Raw genomic sequence first — 20,811 nt, forward strand, 5'->3', positions numbered from 1 at the left:
TATGGAATTATGCAACGGGCTCATAACATTAAAGAAGAGTGTGCTATGTCAAAAGAATGGACAGGGACTATTGAAAGAATAGATGAATACAGATGGCGTATTCCAAAGACATACAAATCTAAGATGCGTGTTGATGGCATAATATATGCAAATGAACATCTTATAGGACAGATTAAGAAAGATTTTGCACCTGAACAGGTTGCAAATGTTGCAACACTGCCGGGGATAGTAAAAGCATCACTTGCCATGCCAGATATACACTGGGGGTATGGTTTTGCCATAGGAGGAGTTGCCGCTACCGACCCTTCTGAAGAGGGTGTGGTATCCCCCGGAGGCGTGGGCTACGATATAAACTGCGGCGTGCGGCTTGTCAGAACAGATTTAAAGGTAGAAGATATCAAACCTAAATTAAAAGAGCTCACTTTAAGTCTTTATCATAAAATCCCTGCTGGTGTGGGTTCAAGCGGCAATATCAGGGTCACATCACAGGAAGAAAAAAAGATACTTTTAAAAGGCGCAAGGTGGGCCATTGAACAGGGTTACGGGATAGAACAGGACCTTGAATGTACAGAAGAAAAAGGACAGATGCAGGGTGCGGACCCGGGTGCGGTTTCAGAAAGAGCATATGAAAGAGGAAAAAAACAGTCCGGCACACTTGGCTCAGGCAACCATTTTATTGAAGTGCAGGAAGTAGAAGAAATATATGATGAGCAAAAAGCGTTCACCTTTGGCATATTCAAAGGGCAGGCAGTTGTAATGATACACTCAGGTTCAAGGGGACTTGGGCACCAGATATGTGAGGACTATGTCCGAAAACTTATGCCCTGCCTTTCTAAATACAACATATATATTCCTGACAGGCAACTGGTATGTGCTCCTGTCCAATCACCCGAGGGGCTTGAATATCTTTCTGCAATGAAATGTGCCGCAAACTATGCCTGGGGAAACAGGCAGTGTCTTATGCATCTTGTTAGAATTACATTTGAAAAATTTTTTAAAACAGGATGGGAAAAATTGGGTATGTATCTCATATATGATATTGCACATAACATAGCAAAGTTTGAAAAACATAATATAGATGGGAAAGAAAAAACACTTTGTGTTCATAGAAAAGGCGCAACAAGAGCCTTTCCGTCAGGCCACATAGATGTTCCTCAAAAGTATAAAGATGCAGGACAACCGGTTATAATACCGGGGGATATGGGAAGAAACTCATACCTTCTTGCTGGAACTATCGGTGCAATGGAAAATACATTTGGCAGCACCTGTCATGGTGCAGGAAGGTGCCTTTCAAGAGCAGCCGCAATAAAAATGGCAAAAGGCGTATCTATTGCAAAAGAGTTAGAACAGAAAGGCATATATGTGTTTTCAAGCGGAAGAGAAACCCTTGCAGAAGAGGCGCCATCTGCATATAAGGATGTTAATGAGGTCGTGGATGTTGCCCACAATGCAGGGATTGCCAAAAAAGTTGCAAGAATGCGTCCATTGGGTGTGGTAAAAGGATGAAAGCAATTGCAGTTGATACCTCCGGTGCTTTATTGATAGGCTCTGTGTTTGAAGATGATAAAATTATTGCAGGAATACAGATAAAAGGATTCAAGCATTCACAGAATCTTGTTTCTACGGTCCAAGAACTTTTATCAAGGGTTAAAACTGATATAATAGATATTGATATAATATGTATTGGTATAGGGCCTGGTTCATTTACAGGATTAAGGGTAGGAATAAGCACTGTAAAAGGGCTTTCGTTGGTAAAAAATTTCAACATAATACCTTTGTGCAGTTTAAGCCCTGTTGCTTACAACGCGCTGTATTTTCAAGGAAATATATGGGTTGCAGTAGATGCAAAAAAACAATCTGTATATGTCCGAAAGTTTTATTCAGGTGGAAAAGGTAAAATAAAAACAATGACTCTTCCAAAACTTTTAAGGGCTGATCATTTTTTAAAGATTTTAAACAAATCTGAACTTATTATTGGCGATGCTATTTCTGTATATGGAAAAATTTTTCAGGATATTGCTATGATATGCAAAAATGAAAATCTATGGTATCCAAGTATTACAGGGTTATCAATATATGCAATGGAGATGGTAAAAAGAGGCAGGTTTATAAGTTCTGATAAGATTCTTCCCCGCTATCTATTTGCAAAAAACGTGCAGGTAAGACCGCAGAGAGCATCAGAGCACCAGAATACCAGTGCACCAGTGCTCTATCCTAAAGCACAGCAAGGGATAAAAGAGCGGGGTTAAAGATGAACAAAATTGAAAAGATATATTTTAGTTTGTTAAAAAAATATGGAAAACCGCAAGGACAGTGGTCATTATGGTGTAAAAGACCAAAAACATTAGAAGAAAAGGAGAGGATAATTATAGAATCTATCCTTACACAGAGAGCAAACTGGAACAATGTTCAGATGGCTATTGAAAACCTAAAAAGGGGAAATGTATCTTCTCTTAAAAAAATTCGGATAACAAGTATGGTAAAAATTGCACTTCTTATAAAACCATCCGGTTTTTATCAACAAAAATCAGAACGGCTTAAAAGAACAGCAGATTTTTTTATCAGCAGGTATAAAGACATTGAAGAGGCATCAAAAGTGGAGTTATCTATTTTGAGAAAAGAACTTTTATCCTTAAACGGAATTGGAGATGAAACAGCAGATGATATTCTTCTTTACGCTCTTGAAAAACCATCCTTTGTTATAGATGAATATACAAGAAGGCTTGTTTTAAAAGAAAAAATAACCGATACAAGGTCATATAAAAATCTTCAGGAACTATTCGAGACAAATCTGAAATCAGTGGCGCGGCGGTATCAGGGTTATGAGGGGAAAGAGTATGTGATATACCAGGACTTCCATGCCCTGATTGTAATAGACGGCAAGGAATCCTTAAAAAATTTCTTGTTATAACGAGGAGATAGTATAGAATAGAGATATTCCCCGCCCGACGGCGGGCGGAAACGGATGGTATAAAAAAGAGACTTGTATGATAAATATTGGAATAGTTGGATGTGGTGCCATAGGAAAAACACTTGCAAAGGAGATTCTCAAAAAATTTTCTTCTATCAATATATCCTGCCTGTATGACAAAGATTTGGAAAAGTCTAAAAAACTTCTTGAATTGTTCCCATCCATAAAACCTGAAATTTCAAATAGTATTTCCAATCTTGTTAAAAAAAGTGATTTTATTATAGAATCTGCAAGCCTTTATTGTGTAAAAGAGATAGCGGATATTTGTTTAAGAGAGAAAAAAGGACTTCTTGTGATGAGCGTGGGTGCGTTTGTTTTATATCCGGAAATAATTGAATATTTTAAAAAAGCAAACCTTGTGCTTCTTATTCCAAGTGGCGCAATATGCGGGCTTGATGGAATAAAGGCAGGCTGTTTTGGAAATATCTATTCTGCAACACTTACTACAAAAAAGCCCCCTGAAGGGCTTAAAGGCGCTCCCTATTTGGAAAAGATGAAAATTTCTCTTGACAACCTTATAGAAAAGAAAATATTATTTAATGGTAGTGTGAGAGAAGCAATACAGGGTTTTCCTGAAAATATAAATGTTGCATCTGTACTAAGTCTTGCAGCAGGACTAGGACCTGATAAAACAAAGGTTAAGATAGTAGCGGTTCCTGGCTTAAAAAGAAATATACATCAGATAGAAGTTGAAGGAGATTTCGGAAAGATTTTTACAGTAACAGAAAATATTCCATCAAAGGAAAATCCAAAAACCAGTTTTCTTGCCATACTTTCGGCCCTCTGCTGTCTACAACAGGGATTGATGGGTACAGTGAAGATTGGAACATAATATAAATAAAACTGGCAACAGGTGACAGGAATAAGAGAGGAGGTAGTAGGTAGTAGATAGGAGGTAGGGAAAAATACCCTCCTTTTATAAAAAAAGGGGGGAGGGGGTTATCTTTTAATTTGGAATTTGGATTTTGGGATTTGATATTCGGGTACCCTGTGGATGTGGTGCTTATTTGTATCTTTTTGACTCGCCCCTGCCTATCAGCAGACAGGGCTCGGTGAGCGACAGTGTGTGGCGGGGAATCTGGTTCTTGAAAGATTTTAAGATTTTTTCAACATTTTCAAATTATTATTGAGTATATGTGTTTGAGGTTGAAAGGAGGTGATAGAAGATGGCAGAGAAAGTTCAGAAAGTGGGTATAAAAAGAGAGTCGGGTTATATGTATTATCTTGATAAAGACGGTGATATTGCGATGGTAAAGATGGCAAGAGCCGGCGAAAGGAAAGGAAGCCCAAAGAAGGTTGAAAAAACAGGCATAAAAAAGGAAGAGGGGTACCTTTATTTTATTGATAGGCAGGGTGATATTGCAAGGGCAAAGATGGTAAGAGGTGGGAAAAAAAAGAAGGCAAAAAAGAGATAGACCTAAGAGCCCTCAGCGGCAAAAAAGGCTTTCCGATGTTATGCATTGGGAAGCCTTTTTTGTTATAATATTACAGATATGCAGAACGGTGATATTGTTATTATTGGTGCAAAACAGCATAACTTAAAAGATATATCTGTTAAGATTCCTAAAAATAAGTTTGTTGTTATAACGGGTGTTTCTGGTTCCGGAAAATCTTCCCTTGCCTTTGATACTATATATGCAGAAGGACAGAGAAGGTATGCACAGAGTCTTTCTACATATGCCAGACAGTTTATAGAACAGATTGAAAGACCAAATGTTGATTATATTTCAGGACTTTCTCCTTCTATTGCAATAGAACAGAGAACATCTTTCGGGGGTATCCGTTCAACTGTCGGCACACAATCCGGTATTTATGATTATGTAAGGCTTCTTTTTGCAAGAATAGGTACCCCTTATTGCCCTGAATGTAAAAAACCTATCACATTTCAAACACATCAGCACATACTTGAAAAAATTTTAGAGGATTTTAAAAGTGAGCCCGTGTATGTTCTTTCCCCTGTGATAAGAGGTAGAAAAGGAGAACATGTCGCTTTATTAGAACAATTAAGAATGCAGGGTTTTGCAAAGGTATTTGTAGACAGCAGTATAAAAGACCTTACCCCCATTCCAAAAATTGATAAAAAAAAGTTGCATAATATATCTGTTGTTGTTGACCAACTGACCGTAAATCCCGCATATACTTATATTGTCCAAAGGCTTTCGTCAAGTATTCAAACTGCAATCAGGTTATCAGAAGGACTTGTGAATATTGCATCCATTTCAGATATAAAAAATCAGACTGCATTCAGCCAGTTAAATGCTTGCCCTGGATGCGGTTTTAGTTTTCCCGAAATAGAGCCCAGAACATTCTCATTTAATAGTTCTTATGGTGCCTGCAGAGCCTGTCAGGGGACCGGACTTACAATTGAGGAAGAGGTAAACAATGAACAAATAAAAGAATATAAGTTTTGTCCTGATTGTAAGGGTGCACGGCTTAAGTCGTCCGCTTTAAATATTTATGTGGGTGGAAAAAATATCAAAGAGATTTGTGAAGTATCGGTTGAAGAACTGTTAAAAACCCTTTCTCATATACAACTTGATAAAAGAGAGCGTCTGATAGGTTTTCAAATTATAAAAGAGATACAAAAAAGGCTTTCATTTTTGAAAGATGTGGGGCTGGGGTATCTAACACTGGGAAGAAATGGCACTACACTTGCAGGCGGAGAGGCACAGAGAATAAGGATTGCCTCACAGATAGGCTCCCAACTTATAGGGGTTCTCTATATTCTTGATGAACCCAGTATAGGCCTTCACCACAGGGATAATAAGATGCTGTTAACTGCGCTGTCAAATCTAAGGGATATGGGCAATACTGTAATTGTTGTAGAACATGATGAAGATACAATGAGAAAGGCTGATTTTATTGTTGATTTAGGTTTTGGTGCGGGTATATATGGAGGAAATGTTGTTGCAACAGGTACGGCTGAACAGATAAAAATGGTTAAAGATTCCTTAACCGGACAGTATCTATCTGGTGCAAAAAAGATACCGATGCCTGAAAAAAGAAGAAGTTTTGATAAAACTATTACATTATCAGGTGCAACACACAATAATTTAAAGAATATAACCGCAAATTTTCCATTGAGTGTTTTTTGTTGTATAACCGGTGTATCCGGCAGTGGTAAAAGTTCACTTGTTATGGAAACACTATATCCTGCTGTTTGTCATAAATTAGGCTTAAAAAGAGGCACTGCTGGCAGATACAAAGAGATAAAAGGTTTTCAAGATATAGACAGGGTTCAAATCATAGACCAGAAACCGATAGGAAAAACACCCCGCTCAAATCCAGCCACATATACAGGACTTTTTACAGGTGTAAGAAATCTTTTCAGTCAATTGCCGGATTCAAGGGCAGGGGGATTTAAATCCGGGAGGTTTAGTTTTAATGTGAAAGGCGGAAGGTGCGAAGAATGCACAGGCAAAGGAGTAAAAAGAATTGGTATGCAATTCTTGCCCGATGTATATGTAACCTGTGATACCTGCAGAGGCACAAGATATAATGAACAGACACTATGTGTAAGATTTAAGGGACTTTCAATAAGCGATGTATTAAATTTAACCGTTGATGAGGCAATAAATGTATTCTCTGCAATTCCCAGTATAAGGTTTAAACTTTCTATTTTAAAAAATGTTGGACTTGGATACATCCATCTGGGGCAGGGTGCCGCGACACTTTCAGGAGGAGAGGCGCAGAGACTAAAAATATCTGCTGAATTGTCAAGAAAACAGACGGGCAGAACACTTATTATTATGGATGAACCGACCGTAGGGCTTCATTCTTATGATATACAAAGTCTGCTTGATATTATAAACAGGCTCGTCTTAATGGGTAATACTGTTATAGTTATAGAGCATAATTTAGATGTGATAAAAGCAGCAGACTATATCATTGATCTTGGACCTGAATCAGCAAATAAAGGAGGAAGTATAGTTGTTGAAGGAACACCTGAAGACGTGGTATTATGTAAAAATTCGTATACAGCAAAGGTGTTAAAGATACGGGATGTTTTAAAATGAGAAAATTTGTTGATGTTGTAAAGATACACATATTTTCCGGAAAAGGCGGGGATGGGTGTAACAGTAGATACAGAGATAAATATTTAAGACAGGGAAAACCTGATGGAGGAGACGGCGGAAAAGGCGGGGATGTTACACTTGTTGCAGATAGAAATGTTCAGACACTTCTTGACTTTCTTTTCCATAGCCAATACAGTGCAAAGAAGGGCTTAAATGGAGGAAGCAAAAACAAAAAAGGAAAAAACGGAGAGCCTCTGGTATTAAGGGTTCCGCAGGGCACCGTTGTAAAAGATGTGCAGACAAACGAAATTATAGCAGATATTATAGAAGAAGGGCAAGCCCTTACGGTTGCAGAAGGCGGAAGAGGGGGAACAGGGAACGCAAGGATGAGATGTGCAACAAAAGGAGAACAAGGGGTTGAACGGTTTCTTATTCTTGAACTTCACTTAATAGCGGATATAGGAATTATTGGATTTCCAAATGCCGGTAAATCTTCTCTTATTTCAACATTAAGTAATGCAAAACCGAAGATTGCGGATTTTCCTTTTACTACACTGTCTCCTGTACTTGGGAAAATGGGATTCACAGACCATTTGCAATTAACAATAGCAGAGATACCTGGCATTATTGAAGAAGCACACAAAGGAAAGGGATTGGGGCTTGATTTTTTAAGACATGCATTAAGAACAAAAATGCTTGTCCACCTTCTTGATATAAGTGATAATCCGTTTGACCACTACTGTATTCTGAACAGAGAAATAAAACACTATGGCAAAGGGTTAGATAAAATACCTCAAATAGCGGTTGCAAATAAAATGGATTTACAAAGATCAGAAGAAAATCTTAAAGTATTGAAAAAAAAGATAGCAGATGTTCTTCCAATTTCTTGTGTTACAGGAGAAGGAATTGAAGAACTGAAAAACAGAATAAAACAAGTCTATGAGAAAAAGATATCTTCATAATATAAAAAGAGTTGTTGTAAAGGTTGGGACAAGTGTACTTTCACAAGAAGGGACAGGGCTTTCAATAGACTATATTGAAAGATTTGTCCAGCAGATAGTTGATATTAAAAACAATAATAAAGAGGTTGTGCTTGTTTCATCAGGAGCAATTGCTGCTGGCATGAACACACTGGGTTTTTCAAAAAGGCCGGTGTCTTTACCCGAACTTCAAGCCTGTGCTGCCATAGGACAGGGAAAAATGATGAAAATGTATGAAGATATATTCAGCAGCAAAAACTTTCATTCTGCACAGGTTCTTATCACAAGAGAGGATTTAAGGTCAAGACAGAGATATTTGAATTCCAGAAATACATTATGGACACTGTTAAGGTATAATATCGTTCCTATTGTCAATGAAAATGACACGGTTGCAGTTGATGAGATAAAGTTTGGAGATAATGATATGCTTTCTTCTCTTGTATCAATACTTGTTGAGGCAGACCTTCTTATAATACTTTCAAATGTGAACGGATTATATACAAAAAACCCTGAACAAAAAGATGCACAGAGAATAAATATTATTGAAAGAATAGACGAGAAGATACAGGATTTTGCCAAAGGGACAAAAAGAGCCACAAGCGTCGGGGGTATGACTACCAAGATTAAGGCCGCAAAGGTTGCAACAAGCGCTGGTATTCCTGTTATTATTGCCAATGGAAGTGAAAAAGATATATTACAAAGGGTTGTTTCAGCAGCAGATGTCGGAACACTTTTTATTCCTTCACCTGCGTGTGAGGGTTCAAAAAAAAGATGGCTTTTGTTTAGCGCACATCCGGTAGGTTCCGTAATTATTGATGATGGAGCAAAAGATGTACTGCTCAAAAAGGGTAAAAGTCTTCTTCCTTCTGGCATATTAAGTGTAGCAGGCAGGTTTGATGCAGGTAGAGTCGTAAAGATATTAGACAAAAACAATAGCCAGATAGGAATAGGCATTGTTAGTTATTCATCGGATGCAATTGAAAAAATAAAAGGAGCACGAACAGACAGGATAGAACAAATACTGGGCTGGACATCTGGCGATGAGATTATACACAGGGATAATATGGGAATACTGAGGCCTTAAAATTTCAAACACCAGGCATCACACCCAGGGGGTGCCCGAAGATACAAATTTCAAATAAATGTCAAATGACAGATGGCAAATGTCGGATGACAAATGACAAAGTTTGTAATTTAAAATTTGAAAATTGATTATTGTTTGGAAATTCGGGCACTCTTTGGGTGTGGAATTTGTAACAGGGGTGGATATGGATATAGAAAAATATGTTTTTGATGTTGTCCAAAAAGCAAAACAGGCATCTATCGCTCTTGGGATTCTGCCAACAGAGAAAAAAAATTCTGCACTATGTTTCATAGTAGATGAGATTTCAAAATCATCTTCAAAAATTTTAGATGCAAATAAAAAAGATATAAATACTTGTATAAAACTTAAAAAGCCTCCTGCATTTATTGAGAGACTTAAACTGGATAAGAAAACTATTGATTCAATGTGTGGCGCACTTATTGATATACAAAAACTTAATGACCCTGTCGGTAATATTGAAAATATAAAAAGAATGCCCAACGGATTGTTGATAGGAAAGATGCATGTCCCGATAGGAGTTGTGCTTATAATATACGAATCAAGGCCGAATGTTACAAGTGATGCAGCAGGACTGTGCCTTAAAAGTGGGAATGCTTGTATATTAAAAGGCGGGAAGGAATCTATAAATACAAACATTGCAATTGATGAAAGTTTAAGAAAAGGACTTAAAAAAGCAGGGATAGATGAGAGTGCAGTACAGGTTGTAAGAACATTTGACAGAGAAGCAGTTGATATATTGTTAAAGCAAAACAGGTATATAGACCTTGTTATTCCAAGGGGCGGAGAGGGGCTTATAGAAGAGGTTATACAAAAGTCCCGCATACCTATTATAAAACATTATAAGGGTGTTTGTAATATATTTGTTGACATAACAGCAGATATACAGAAGTCTTGTAAAATAATCTATAATGCAAAGGTCCAAAGACCCGGTGTTTGTAATGCTGTAGAATGTGTATTGATTCACAAAGATATTGCAAATGTTATTCTGCCGGATCTTTCAGAACTTCTGTTCACTGCTGGAGTAGAAATAAAAGGATGCGACAAAACTTGCAGTCTTGTTCCAAAGGCAAAAAAAGCTGTGCAGGGTGATTGGGGGAAAGAGTTCCTTGACCTTATACTTGCCGTTCGTATAGTTGATTCAATTGATGAAGCAATAAAATATATAAGACGGTACGGGTCCTCTCATTCAGATGCAATCCTTACAGAAAACTATACGAATGCAATGAAATTTATAAGAGAAGTTGATTCAGCCTGTGTATATGTCAACTCCTCTACCAGATTTACAGATGGTGGACAGTTTGGAATGGGTGCCGAGATTGGTATATCAACGGACAAGATTCACGCCAGAGGACCTATGGGACTTGAAGAGATGACCTCTTACAAATATATAATATTAGGGGAGGGGCAGATAAGGTAAAAATAGGTGTCGAGGTATCGGAAGATATAAAACACAGGTGACAGGTGCTCTGGTGCTTCGGAGACTGGTTTTTCGGTTACCAGTCTCTAGTGAGTCTGTCACCTCGTTACTTATCAAGAGTAGGTATATGAGAATAGGCATACTTGGGGGGACCTTTAATCCAATTCATATCGGGCATCTTGTTCTTGCAGAAGAAGCAAAAGAATCCTTAAAACTTGATAGGGTTATATTCATACCTGCTTTTATGCCGCCTCATAAAAATAGTTCAAGCATTATCAACCCTGATGACAGACTTCAGATGGTCTGTCTTGCTGTACAGGGGAATGATGCATTTGAAGTAAGTGATATAGAGATAAGAAAACAAAGGATGTCATATTCGGTATATACATTAAGAGATTTACACAAGCAGTATGGGAAAGGCACAGGCTTTTTTTTAATAACAGGTTCTGATTCACTTGGAGAATTGACTTCCTGGAAAAATATACAGGAGGTATTTCGCATGTCTCAGTTTGTTGTTGCCAGTAGACCCGGTTTTCCTGTTAAAGATGTTCCAAGTCAGATAAAGGTTGTTTTAATAACCCCCCTTGAAATATCTTCAACACAGATAAGAAGAAAAATAAGAGAAGGTCATTCTATAAGGTATCTTGTTCCTGATCCGGTAAGAGGATATATACTTGAAAAAGGTTTGTACAGAGATAAAAATCCTGGAAAATAAACTTAATGATTTTAATTTAGAGTCAAGAACATCGGCTTTAAAAGAATTATCCGAAAAAGTAAAATCAGGTAAGATACATGTAAGACCGGTAAGACAGGCCACAAATATGCATTTTCATACTTTTTTTTCATATAATTTATTAGGCTGGTCTCCTCTAAGGGTGGCATGGGAGTCTTATAAAAAAGGATTTCTAACATCCGGGATTGTTGATTTTGATGTGCTTGATGGAATGGAAGAATTTCTATGTGCAGGTGAAATATTAGGATTAAAATCAGAGGTAGGACTTGAAACAAGAGTATTTATAAAAGAATGGGGACAGAAGGTTATAAACTCACCCTACGAACCTGGCATATTTTATCTTATGGGAACCGGTTTCTGGAAATTGCCTAAGAAAAATAGCAATCTAGAAAACACACTTATAAAATTAAGGACAACGGCAAGACAGAGGAATATACAGGTAGTTAAAAAAGTAAATGAATATTTAAAAAATGTACGGGTTGATTATGAAAAAGATGTTATACCCCTTACTCCTTCCGGCAATGCAACAGAAAGACATATTGTATGTGCATATGATATAAAAACAAGACAATGTTTCCCTGATACAGGTAAACTATGTAGGTTCTGGTCAGATGTATTCAAAAAAGATATAAATATAATTAAGTCTTTGATGAAAGATAAACCGGCATTTTATGAGGTTATTCGTTTCAATCTTATGAAATATGGGGGCCCCGCCTATATAAAACCCGACACTGGTTCTTTTTCAACCATTGAAGAGGTTATAGAAATGATAACAGGATGCGAGGCTGTTCCGACCGCAACCTGGCTTGATGGAACAAGTGAGGCAGAAAAAAAGCCGGAAAATTTTCTTTCACTTCTTATGCAAAAAGGTATAGAGATTGTAAATATTATTCCGGATAGAAACTGGAATATAAAAAATAAGAAAGAGCAAAATAGAAAAGTTAAGAACCTTTACATGTTTCTTGATACTGCAATAAAAATGAATATACCTGTTATTATCGGAACAGAGATGAATAAACAGGGACAGCCTGTAGAAGATAATTTGGGCACCTTTGAACTTTCGCCTTATGCCCAATATTTTATTCAATCTTCTTTGGTGCTTACGGGACATACTATTTTGGCAAGATACCTAAACCGGTCTATTACCAGCAGGTGGGCAAAGGAAAGATTTGGAAAAGATAAAAAAAAGAGAAATGTATTTTATGCTGGTATTGGAAAAAAATATTCACTCGGAGAAAAAGAAGACAAAATGAAAGCCGCAATATTTCTTGGACCCGGAAAAATGGAGGTTAAAAATATCTCAGATCCTAAACCAAAAAAAGGCGAGGTTTTGCTTAACATAAAGGCCTGTGCAGTATGCGGAACAGATGTGCGGATATTTTATCATGGGCAGAAGAATGTTGTTCCACCGCGGATAACAGGGCATGAGATAGCGGGTATTGTTGAGGATGTCGGAGAGGAAGTAAAAAATGTAAAAGCGGGAACTCCTGTAACAACCGTTACTTCTGTTGGGTGTGGAGATTGTAAATATTGTTCAAAAGGCAATGTCAATCTTTGTCCTGAAACAAGGGCAATCGGTTATTTCTGGGACGGTGGTTTTGCAGAAAAGATGATAATTCCAGCAGAGGCTATCTCACAGAATTCTCTTATAAAACTTTCCAAAGGTATGGATTTTGATGTTGCGTCTCTTATAGAGCCTTTTTCCTGTTGTATAAACGGACAGGATTACTTAAACATACAGGAAGGGGATAGTGTTGTTGTTTTTGGTTCTGGTCCTATCGGATGTATGCATATCGCACTTGCAAAAGCACAAGGCGTAGATTCTGTATATCTTATAGATGTATCTGACGAAAGACTTTCTATGAGTAAGCCTTTTGGTGTGGATATATGTATAAACAGCACCAGAGAAGATCCTGTAAAAAGGATACTTGAACTTACACAGGGACAGGGAGCCGATTGTATCATAACAGCCTGTCCTGCTGGCATTGCACAGGAACAGGCATTACAGATGGCTTCAAAAAAGGGGAGGATAAGTTTTTTTGGCGGGCTTCCAAAAGACAATCCTTATATAAAATTTGATTCAAACCTTATACACTACAGGGAAATATCTGTTTTCGGCGCTTTTGCATCTCACAGGGAACAGTTTGTAAGGGCGCTGGAATTTATTAAATCAGGTAAAATAAAAGCAAATGATTTTATAACACACCGTTTTTCGCTTGAAGATATAACAAAGGCTATAGAAACAGTAAAGACAGGAAAATCGCTCAAAGCAGTAATTGTAATGTAACAAGGCAACTGGTGACTGATTATGATTTCATCCAAAATTAATCTGAATAACCCTGAACTTCGAGAAATAAAAAACTCATTGGTTATAAGTCACCAGATGTTTTTATCTAGTTTAAGGAAATATTATATCAATAAGATTTCTGCCTGGTTTTACACACAGGAGCAAAAACAGTGGCTAAAAAATACTATCAAAGAGCAAAATTCCAAGCAGTGGGATATACTAACCACAGATTGTGAAAGGATAATGTCTTCTGATTTAAAGAATCCCCTTGTGGTTTCTATCCTGCCATTTTCTCGCGTGTACTATTTAGAGTCCGATATCAGATACTTAAAATTTATAAAAAAATATTTGCAAGCATTTATCAATATTGAGCAGGATAAGAATATATTGTTATTCACTGCAAGGTTATGTGAAGCGGTTGATTTGTTTTATCTCTTATTGGAGGATAAACAGTGGACAGATGATGAATTTGAACATCTAATAGAATTTATTTATACAAGTTTCCAATCTTTATTTAATCACTTATCCTGTGATGGTTCATTTAATAATTTTAAGGCCGCATCAACACTACTTTACATATCTTCTTATTTCTCTGAATTTCAGGGCTCACATAAAAAGATCAGATCTACCCTACCTGTGGTTGAAGGCTTTGTGTTAGACAATATTCTTACAGATGGTTTTAGTAAAGATACTGATACATCTTCAATTGTGGACATCTTAAATGAGATTATAAAGATTCGGTCTCTCTTTTTTTTAAGAACTAAATTTAGTCCACAGTTTATAAACAGGCTTGAAAAGGCTTCATCTGCACTTGCAAATGTAATAATGCCGGACAAAACAATTCTCTATAATTCAAAAGGACTAAACAATGAACAGATATATTCTGTTGTGCAAAAGGTCAGACTCATAATTGGCAAGAAGCCAATCTTTGATTATAAAAAATTAGATATAGACTGTGCATTTAGTTTCGGTAAAAAATATATAAATCAGACAGATACAGATAAAATATCATCCCAGAAATCGGCTGTTTCATTTCCTTACACCGGTCTATATATACAAAGGGCAGTGCACCATAAAAATATAAACACACTTTGTGTAAGAACAAAAAAACAGCCCGGTTTTGACATGTTTTTATCGGAAAAACCTGTGATACAGAATCAGGAACTTTTTGAAAAAAACAGTATGTGTAGCGTTGACCTGTGGGCGGTCGGGAAAAAAAGAAGGATGCTTCGTATAACAGGCGAAAATTCAAGAAGCAAAACCTTTCTTCTTGAACAGGACAGATACTGGATTGTTGCCGACTCGTTAATGGGAATAAAAGATAAGGAATTAATTGTCAAATATAAAATAAAAATCGCAAAGATTGTGTGGAATAAGGAAAGGGGGTTAGCATCTGTGAGGCTTGAAAACGGAACAGGTCTTATAATCTGTCCTGTATCAAATGTTTGTCTTGATATCAGTATTTTTAACAGCGGGGATAGTTCAGAGATGGTTTTAAGAGCACCTTCAGAAGAAAAAAATCAGGGTGGTTGTCATTTGGTATGTGTTTTTTATCCATCAGAAACTGAAAGGGATATAAACCTCAAAGTAAGAAGCACATGGACAGAGTATGGACCGTCTGCAATAACAGTATTCAGAGAAAAAATTACTGATTCTATTCCTTTTAGGATGTTTGTCCAGGGTGAGGAAGGAAAGAAAAGATGACACCTTAAACACCTTAAAGATCTCTACGACTAAAATATAATATCTTCTCAATGGCAATTGGTTATTTATCTGGTTATTTAGTTATTTAGATAACCAAACCATTAAACAACCAGATAACTACATGGAGTAAAATATGCTTATAGGTTGCAGTACATTTTGTGTAGATTCGGGGATTCCACTTATAGAAAAATTAAGGATAATAAAGGATGCGGGCTTTCCATTTATTGGTATATGTGCCGAGGACCTGCCCGATGTTGCAGATATATCATCTGTTATAAAAGCAGTCTCTGAGATAAAGATAAGTATATCATCCTGCCATTGTCCGACCATACTTGATATGAAAGATGATGTAGGGCAGACGGTTGATTCACTTTATAATGAACTTGCAACAGCCGTTGCCATCGGATGTAAGTTTTTTGTCATATCATTTGAAAGCGGAGGAGCACAGGAACAGTCAGAATACGCGCACAGTATTCTTGTGAAACTACTTCCAATTGCTCATGCACACAAGGTTATCATCGGTATAGAAAATACTGATTTTGAACATATACAAAATATTGCAAGTGTAATAGCAAATATAAATTCTCCTTTTGTAAGGTCAGTTTTCAATATAGGGAATTGCACAAATAACGGCGGGAATTTAAATCCAGAATGTTCAGCACAGGCTATAGATATACTCGGTAGATCTATAATAGAGATCCATGTATCAGATGCAGATAAAGAGCAATCACATCTTATCCCGGGAAAGGGTCAGACTTTATGGGTAAAACTTGGTATTGCAATATTAAGAACAAAATACAGGGGATATTGGATGCTTGAATACAAGAATAAAGAACCGGCTCTAACACTGTCTGAGGGCATGGATTTTATATACAAATTTACAGGAAGACAAAGAGTGGTAATGTAGAAGATAGGTAACTGATGGCTGGTTGAAAATTCAGGTCCATCCTCAACAGTCCATAGTCTACAGTTTATGGACCACAAAATAAAGGGGAAAACAACATATTGAGTAATCTTGTAATAGTAGAATCTCCTGCAAAGGCTAAAACCATAGGGAAGTTTCTTGGGACAAACTATACCGTCAAAGCATCTATGGGACATGTTATAGATTTGCCGGGCAACAGAATGGGAATAGAAATAAGTAATGAAAAAATAGGAGAACCTGAATATGTAGTAATAAAAGGGAAAAAAACCGTGCTTACAGAATTAAAAAAAATTGCGAAAAATTCAAATGTATATATTGCAACAGATCCAGACAGAGAAGGTGAGGCAATAGGCTGGCATATCTTAAATTACATTAAGGCTGAAAATCCCAGGAGAATACTTTTATATGAAATAACAAAAGAAGCCGTTCAATATGCAATCGAACATCCATCCTTGATAGACAATAATAAGGTTCAGTCCCAGCAGGCAAGAAGAATACTTGACAGGGTTGTTGGCTACTCAATAAGTCCGATATTGTGGAAAAAAGTGGGCAGGGGTTTAAGCGCAGGCAGGGTCCAATCTGTTGCAGTGCGGATTATTGTTGAAAGAGATAGGCAGATAAGGGCATTTGTTTCGGAAGAATACTGGACAATAGATGCTATATTTTCTAAATTAAACAATGAGGTATTTACTTCTCGTCTTGATAGAATACAGGATGAGAAAATAAACATTAAAACAAAACAACAGGCAGATGGTATTATCGCCAGAATTAAAGGGTGTAAAAAATTTTCTGTATCTGATATAAAAATTACAGAAAAAAAGAAAAATCCATCCCCTCCTTTTATAACAAGTCAATTACAGCAGGTAGCATTTAATAAATTTCATTTTCCTGCTATAAAAACTATAAAGATTGCACAGACACTTTATGAAGGGCTTCAGATAGGCAGCAAGGAACAGGCTGGACTTATTACATACATCAGAACAGACTCTGTTAGGTGTTCAGAATCAGCAATCAAAGATGTAAGAAAATTTATTGGGGAAAAGTATGGAGATGGGTTGTGTCCCGAATCGCCCAACAGATATAAATCAAAAAAAACCGCACAGGAAGCACACGAGGCAATCCGCCCGACATCTGTTTATAGGACACCCGATGATATAAAGCAAAACCTAACAGAAGAGCAATTTAAAATCTATGAACTTATATGGCAGAAATTTGTTGCAAGTCAGATGAGTCCTGCTATATTTTCTCAAATAAGAATTGAAATTACAGGTATAAACAATCAGGACAAATTTCTTTTTGTCTCAACTGGTTCTGTGCCTGTGTTTTTAGGTTTCCTTTCCGTTTATCAGGAGGCTGACAAACGGGGATTGGAAGAAAAAAGTGAAGGTGAAATAAAAATCCCATCTTTTACAAAAAATGAACAGGTTGAATTGAAAGAGTTAAAATCGGGTCAGCATTTTACGCAACCGCCGCCCCATTATACAGATGCAAGCCTTATAAAAGCACTTGAAGAAAAAGGTATAGGAAGGCCATCTACATATGCGGGCATACTTCAAGTAATCGTTAATAGGGGGTATGTGAAGAGAGAAAAGGGGGCACTTCTTGCAACAGAGATAGGAGAAATAGTTACCGATATGCTTATAAAATCTTTTCCCAATATTTTAGATGTTAAGTTCACAGCACAGATAGAAGATGAGCTTGACATCATTGAGCAAGGTAAAACAAAGTGGGATGCAGTTATCTTAAATTTTTACAGGCCGTTTAAGATTTCTCTTGATAATGCCGGGAGAGATATGCAAAACTTTAAAAAAATAGAAGTGAAAACCGATAAAAAGTGTGAAAAGTGCCAAAGCCCAATGGTTATAAAATGGGGAAGAAATGGTAGATTTATTGCCTGTTCGGCATACCCGTCTTGTAAAAATACAAAGTCCATAGGAACAGGTGTGAAGTGTCCGTCACAAGACTGTGGGGGCGAACTTGTAGAAAGAAGAGCAAGGAAAAAAGGAGCAAGGCTCTTCTACGGTTGTTCAAGGTATCCCGAATGTAAATTTGTCACCTCATATTTGAAAAAAATATGATATTTCATCTCAAAAGTCCATACAAACCTGTTAGTGATCAGCCCTCTGCTATTTATTTCCTGTCAGATGGTATTAAAAAAAATATAAGATATCAGACACTGCTTGGCGCAACCGGCACAGGAAAAACATTTACCATTGCAAATGTAATCTCTAATATTGATAAACCCGTCCTTGTAATATCACACAACAAAACACTTGCCGCACAATTATACAGAGAGTTCAAAGATTTTTTCCCCAGCAATGCAGTAGAATACTTCATAAGTTATTATGATTATTACCAGCCCGAAGCATATATCCCGCAGACAGACACATATATTGAAAAAGACGCAACCATAAACGAAGAAATAGACAGACTTCGTCTTAAAGCAACAAGCAGCCTTATTACAAGAAGAGATGTGATTGTTGTTGCAAGCGTTTCCTGTATATATAACCTCGGTGAACCTTCCGAGTATGAGGGAGCACACTTAAATATAAGCGTCGGACAGACTATACCGATGGAGGATATTTTAAAAGAGTTTGTTAGTCTTCGCTATAACAGAGACGAAACAGGGTTTAAGAGAGGTATTTTTAGGGTAAGAGGGGATGTTGTTGAAATTTTTCCGTCATATGAGGAAACCCCTTTCAGGATAGAATTTTTTGGCAACAGAATAAAAAAGATTTCTCTTATAAAAACAGACGGGGCCTTTGTTTCAAACCTTGAAAAACTTTTTCTTTATCCAGCAAAACATTTTGTTGTATCACAAAATAGATTTCAAGATGCCCTTGACTCTATAAGAGAGGAACTTAAAAAAAGAGTAAAAGAACTTTTATCTGCGGGTAAAGAAATGGAGGCAAACAGGTTAAAAACAAGAACAGAATTTGATATTCAGATGCTTGAAGAAGCAGGGGTCTGTAATGGCATAGAAAACTATTCTAGACATTTTTCCCGCCGTCCAGCAGGAAGCCGTTCCTATGCGCTTCTTGATTATTTTCCAAAAGATTTTCTTACCATTATTGATGAATCACATGTTACAATCCCTCAGATTCGGGGAATGTATAATGCAGATAAATCAAGGAAACAAACACTCGTTGATTTTGGTTTCAGACTTCCGTCCTGTATGGATAACAGGCCATTAAAATTTGAAGAATGGGATATGCTTACACCTCAATGTATATTTATGTCTGCAACCCCCGGTGGATATGAACTGACGAAAAGTTTAGATAGAATTATTGAGCAAATTATAAGACCCACGGGACTTGTTGACCCAAAGATAGAGGTTCGCCCGATAAAAGGACAGATAGACGATATTATAAAAGAATGTAAAAACAGGATAAAAAAAGAACAAAGGGTGCTTATAACAACACTTACAAAAAAAATGGCAGAAGAATTGTCCAGGTACCTTGAAGAAATGGGTATAAAGGCAAGATATATACATTCCGATTTAAATGCATTTGAAAGAGTTGGCATCCTGAAAGATTTGAGGCTCAGAAACATAGATGTGCTTGTAGGAGTGAATCTTTTAAGAGAAGGGCTTGACCTTCCGGAGGTTTCTCTTGTTGCTGTTTTTGATGCTGATAAAGAGGGGTTCTTAAGGTCAAAAACCTCGCTGATACAGGTTTCTGGAAGAGCCGCAAGAAATATTGACGGAAGCGTTATACTGTATGCCGATACAATCACCGATTCAATGAAAGAGGCATCAAAAGAATCGGAAAGAAGAAGAGTTGTGCAGATACGATATAATAAGCAACACAATATAAAACCGAAAACAATCCAGAAGGCGGTTAAAAATTATCTTGACACCTATGAGAAAAACCAGATCTCAAAGGTGACAGATAACATAGCCTACTACAAGGAAAAAAATATACAAAAACTTGAAGCAGAAATGAAAAGGACTGCAAGAGAACTAAACTTTGAAAAAGCAGCTTTGATAAGAGATAGAATAAAACAATTAAAAAAAGTTTGACAATAAAAGAAGTGCAAAATAAAACGAGAAAATAAAACTATTGAAGAAAGTTATGTCATTGTCGTACAAGTAGATTTCCGCACGGAGTTATTTAGGGTCTGCTGAAAAACTCATCAGACCCTGATTCCACAGATTAAAAAGCAGATTACACAGATTAAAACCCGATGACAAAATCGGTGTAATCTTTCAAAAATCTGTGTAATCAGGGCTTACTGAAAAATTTACATCTGTCAAAAGTGCAAGGTTTTTACATAAAAAGAACAAAAAATCGTGCACTTTTAGCGCTATTTTTGTGGTTTAAATCGCTTAATTTCCGTCGTAGTATCCAAATTTTTAGCATTTTTCAGTAAGCCCTATTTATTAAGTTAGAAAAGAAACAATGCTTATTGTGGCGGTAATGTATCTTGACAGAAATTTTCAGTTACCATTGGCGGCAAATGTCAGATGGCAGCAGGTGAGATCTTACGCTCCTTTATCTTTTGGAGCTATAGCTATTTCCAAAAGAAGTTAGATGCGGATGAAGTATTTAGGTTAGCTATGCCAAAGAACAAACAGCTTAGGTTAAACTATGCTGTTACAGGGTAAAAAGACTAAATTTGCCAAAGTTTAGCTGTACATTAAGTTCGTATAATATGCAACAAAAGGTCGATAT

General features: G+C 36.8%; 15 protein-coding genes. All 15 read left to right on the top strand.

What is annotated here, in order from left to right; translation table 11 throughout:
* The first annotated feature begins 45 nt into the window (after positions 1-45).
* The 15 genes from B9J78_02765 to B9J78_02835 all read left to right on the top strand — a co-directional run bounded on the left by B9J78_02765 (position 46) and on the right by B9J78_02835 (position 20,159).
* A complete protein-coding gene (locus tag B9J78_02765) occupies positions 46-1,506 on the top strand; it encodes an RNA-splicing ligase RtcB (GenBank protein MBA2123848.1) in 1,461 nt (486 codons plus the stop codon).
* Positions 1,503-2,249 (top strand): tRNA (adenosine(37)-N6)-threonylcarbamoyltransferase complex dimerization subunit type 1 TsaB, encoded by a 747-nt coding sequence (locus B9J78_02770; protein MBA2123849.1) that lies wholly within the window; start codon positions 1,503-1,505, stop codon positions 2,247-2,249. The genes B9J78_02765 and B9J78_02770 overlap by 4 nt, the downstream gene beginning before the upstream one ends.
* A 2-nt stretch (positions 2,250-2,251) precedes the next feature.
* Complete coding sequence (locus tag B9J78_02775) at positions 2,252-2,911, top strand: hypothetical protein (protein ID MBA2123850.1); 660 nt, start codon at positions 2,252-2,254, stop codon at positions 2,909-2,911.
* Between the two features lie 76 nt (positions 2,912-2,987).
* Positions 2,988-3,803: a hypothetical protein gene (locus B9J78_02780; protein ID MBA2123851.1), complete on the top strand. Its 816-nt coding sequence runs from the start codon at positions 2,988-2,990 to the stop codon at positions 3,801-3,803.
* Between the two features lie 334 nt (positions 3,804-4,137).
* Entirely contained in the window at positions 4,138-4,386 is a 249-nt protein-coding gene (locus B9J78_02785) for a hypothetical protein (GenBank protein ID MBA2123852.1), read from the top strand.
* A 69-nt stretch (positions 4,387-4,455) separates the two neighbouring features.
* Complete coding sequence (locus tag B9J78_02790; protein MBA2123853.1) at positions 4,456-6,987, top strand: excinuclease ABC subunit A; 2,532 nt, start codon at positions 4,456-4,458, stop codon at positions 6,985-6,987.
* Entirely contained in the window at positions 6,984-7,949 is a 966-nt protein-coding gene (locus B9J78_02795) for a hypothetical protein (protein MBA2123854.1), read from the top strand. The genes B9J78_02790 and B9J78_02795 overlap by 4 nt, the downstream gene beginning before the upstream one ends.
* Positions 7,927-9,051, top strand: coding sequence for a glutamate 5-kinase (locus B9J78_02800; GenBank protein MBA2123855.1), 1,125 nt, complete (start codon positions 7,927-7,929; stop codon positions 9,049-9,051). The genes B9J78_02795 and B9J78_02800 overlap by 23 nt, the downstream gene beginning before the upstream one ends.
* 184 nt (positions 9,052-9,235) lie before the next feature.
* A complete protein-coding gene (locus tag B9J78_02805; GenBank protein MBA2123856.1) occupies positions 9,236-10,489 on the top strand; it encodes a glutamate-5-semialdehyde dehydrogenase in 1,254 nt (417 codons plus the stop codon).
* Positions 10,490-10,616: 127 nt separating this feature from the next.
* On the top strand, positions 10,617-11,204 hold the full coding sequence (locus tag B9J78_02810; protein ID MBA2123857.1) for a hypothetical protein: 588 nt from the start codon (positions 10,617-10,619) through the stop codon (positions 11,202-11,204).
* A gap of 1,267 nt (positions 11,205-12,471) precedes the next feature.
* Positions 12,472-13,509, top strand: coding sequence for an alcohol dehydrogenase (locus B9J78_02815; protein ID MBA2123858.1), 1,038 nt, complete (start codon positions 12,472-12,474; stop codon positions 13,507-13,509).
* A gap of 21 nt (positions 13,510-13,530) precedes the next feature.
* A complete protein-coding gene (locus B9J78_02820) occupies positions 13,531-15,213 on the top strand; it encodes a hypothetical protein (GenBank protein ID MBA2123859.1) in 1,683 nt (560 codons plus the stop codon).
* A 133-nt stretch (positions 15,214-15,346) separates the two neighbouring features.
* Entirely contained in the window at positions 15,347-16,120 is a 774-nt protein-coding gene (locus B9J78_02825; protein MBA2123860.1) for a hypothetical protein, read from the top strand.
* 95 nt (positions 16,121-16,215) lie between these two features.
* A complete protein-coding gene (locus B9J78_02830; GenBank protein ID MBA2123861.1) occupies positions 16,216-18,216 on the top strand; it encodes a DNA topoisomerase I in 2,001 nt (666 codons plus the stop codon).
* On the top strand, positions 18,213-20,159 hold the full coding sequence (locus tag B9J78_02835; GenBank protein ID MBA2123862.1) for an excinuclease ABC subunit B: 1,947 nt from the start codon (positions 18,213-18,215) through the stop codon (positions 20,157-20,159). Before B9J78_02830 ends, B9J78_02835 begins: the two co-directional genes overlap by 4 nt.
* Positions 20,160-20,811 lie beyond the last annotated feature (652 nt).

The organism is bacterium Unc6, assembly GCA_013626165.1.
In the GTDB taxonomy this organism is placed as follows: Bacteria; Omnitrophota; Gorgyraeia; order Velesiimonadales; family Velesiimonadaceae; genus Velesiimonas; species Velesiimonas alkalicola.

Coding starts and splice junctions, on each gene's coding strand:
- B9J78_02825 (MBA2123860.1), top strand. CDS start 15,347: ATGCTTATAGGTTGCAGTACATTTTGTGTAGATTCGGGGATTCCACTT.
- B9J78_02800 (MBA2123855.1), top strand. CDS start 7,927: ATGAGAAAAAGATATCTTCATAATATAAAAAGAGTTGTTGTAAAGGTT.
- B9J78_02775 (MBA2123850.1), top strand. CDS start 2,252: ATGAACAAAATTGAAAAGATATATTTTAGTTTGTTAAAAAAATATGGA.
- B9J78_02810 (MBA2123857.1), top strand. CDS start 10,617: ATGAGAATAGGCATACTTGGGGGGACCTTTAATCCAATTCATATCGGG.
- B9J78_02770 (MBA2123849.1), top strand. CDS start 1,503: ATGAAAGCAATTGCAGTTGATACCTCCGGTGCTTTATTGATAGGCTCT.
- B9J78_02820 (MBA2123859.1), top strand. CDS start 13,531: ATGATTTCATCCAAAATTAATCTGAATAACCCTGAACTTCGAGAAATA.
- B9J78_02765 (MBA2123848.1), top strand. CDS start 46: ATGTCAAAAGAATGGACAGGGACTATTGAAAGAATAGATGAATACAGA.
- B9J78_02835 (MBA2123862.1), top strand. CDS start 18,213: ATGATATTTCATCTCAAAAGTCCATACAAACCTGTTAGTGATCAGCCC.
- B9J78_02805 (MBA2123856.1), top strand. CDS start 9,236: ATGGATATAGAAAAATATGTTTTTGATGTTGTCCAAAAAGCAAAACAG.
- B9J78_02785 (MBA2123852.1), top strand. CDS start 4,138: ATGGCAGAGAAAGTTCAGAAAGTGGGTATAAAAAGAGAGTCGGGTTAT.
- B9J78_02815 (MBA2123858.1), top strand. CDS start 12,472: ATGAAAGCCGCAATATTTCTTGGACCCGGAAAAATGGAGGTTAAAAAT.
- B9J78_02795 (MBA2123854.1), top strand. CDS start 6,984: ATGAGAAAATTTGTTGATGTTGTAAAGATACACATATTTTCCGGAAAA.
- B9J78_02780 (MBA2123851.1), top strand. CDS start 2,988: ATGATAAATATTGGAATAGTTGGATGTGGTGCCATAGGAAAAACACTT.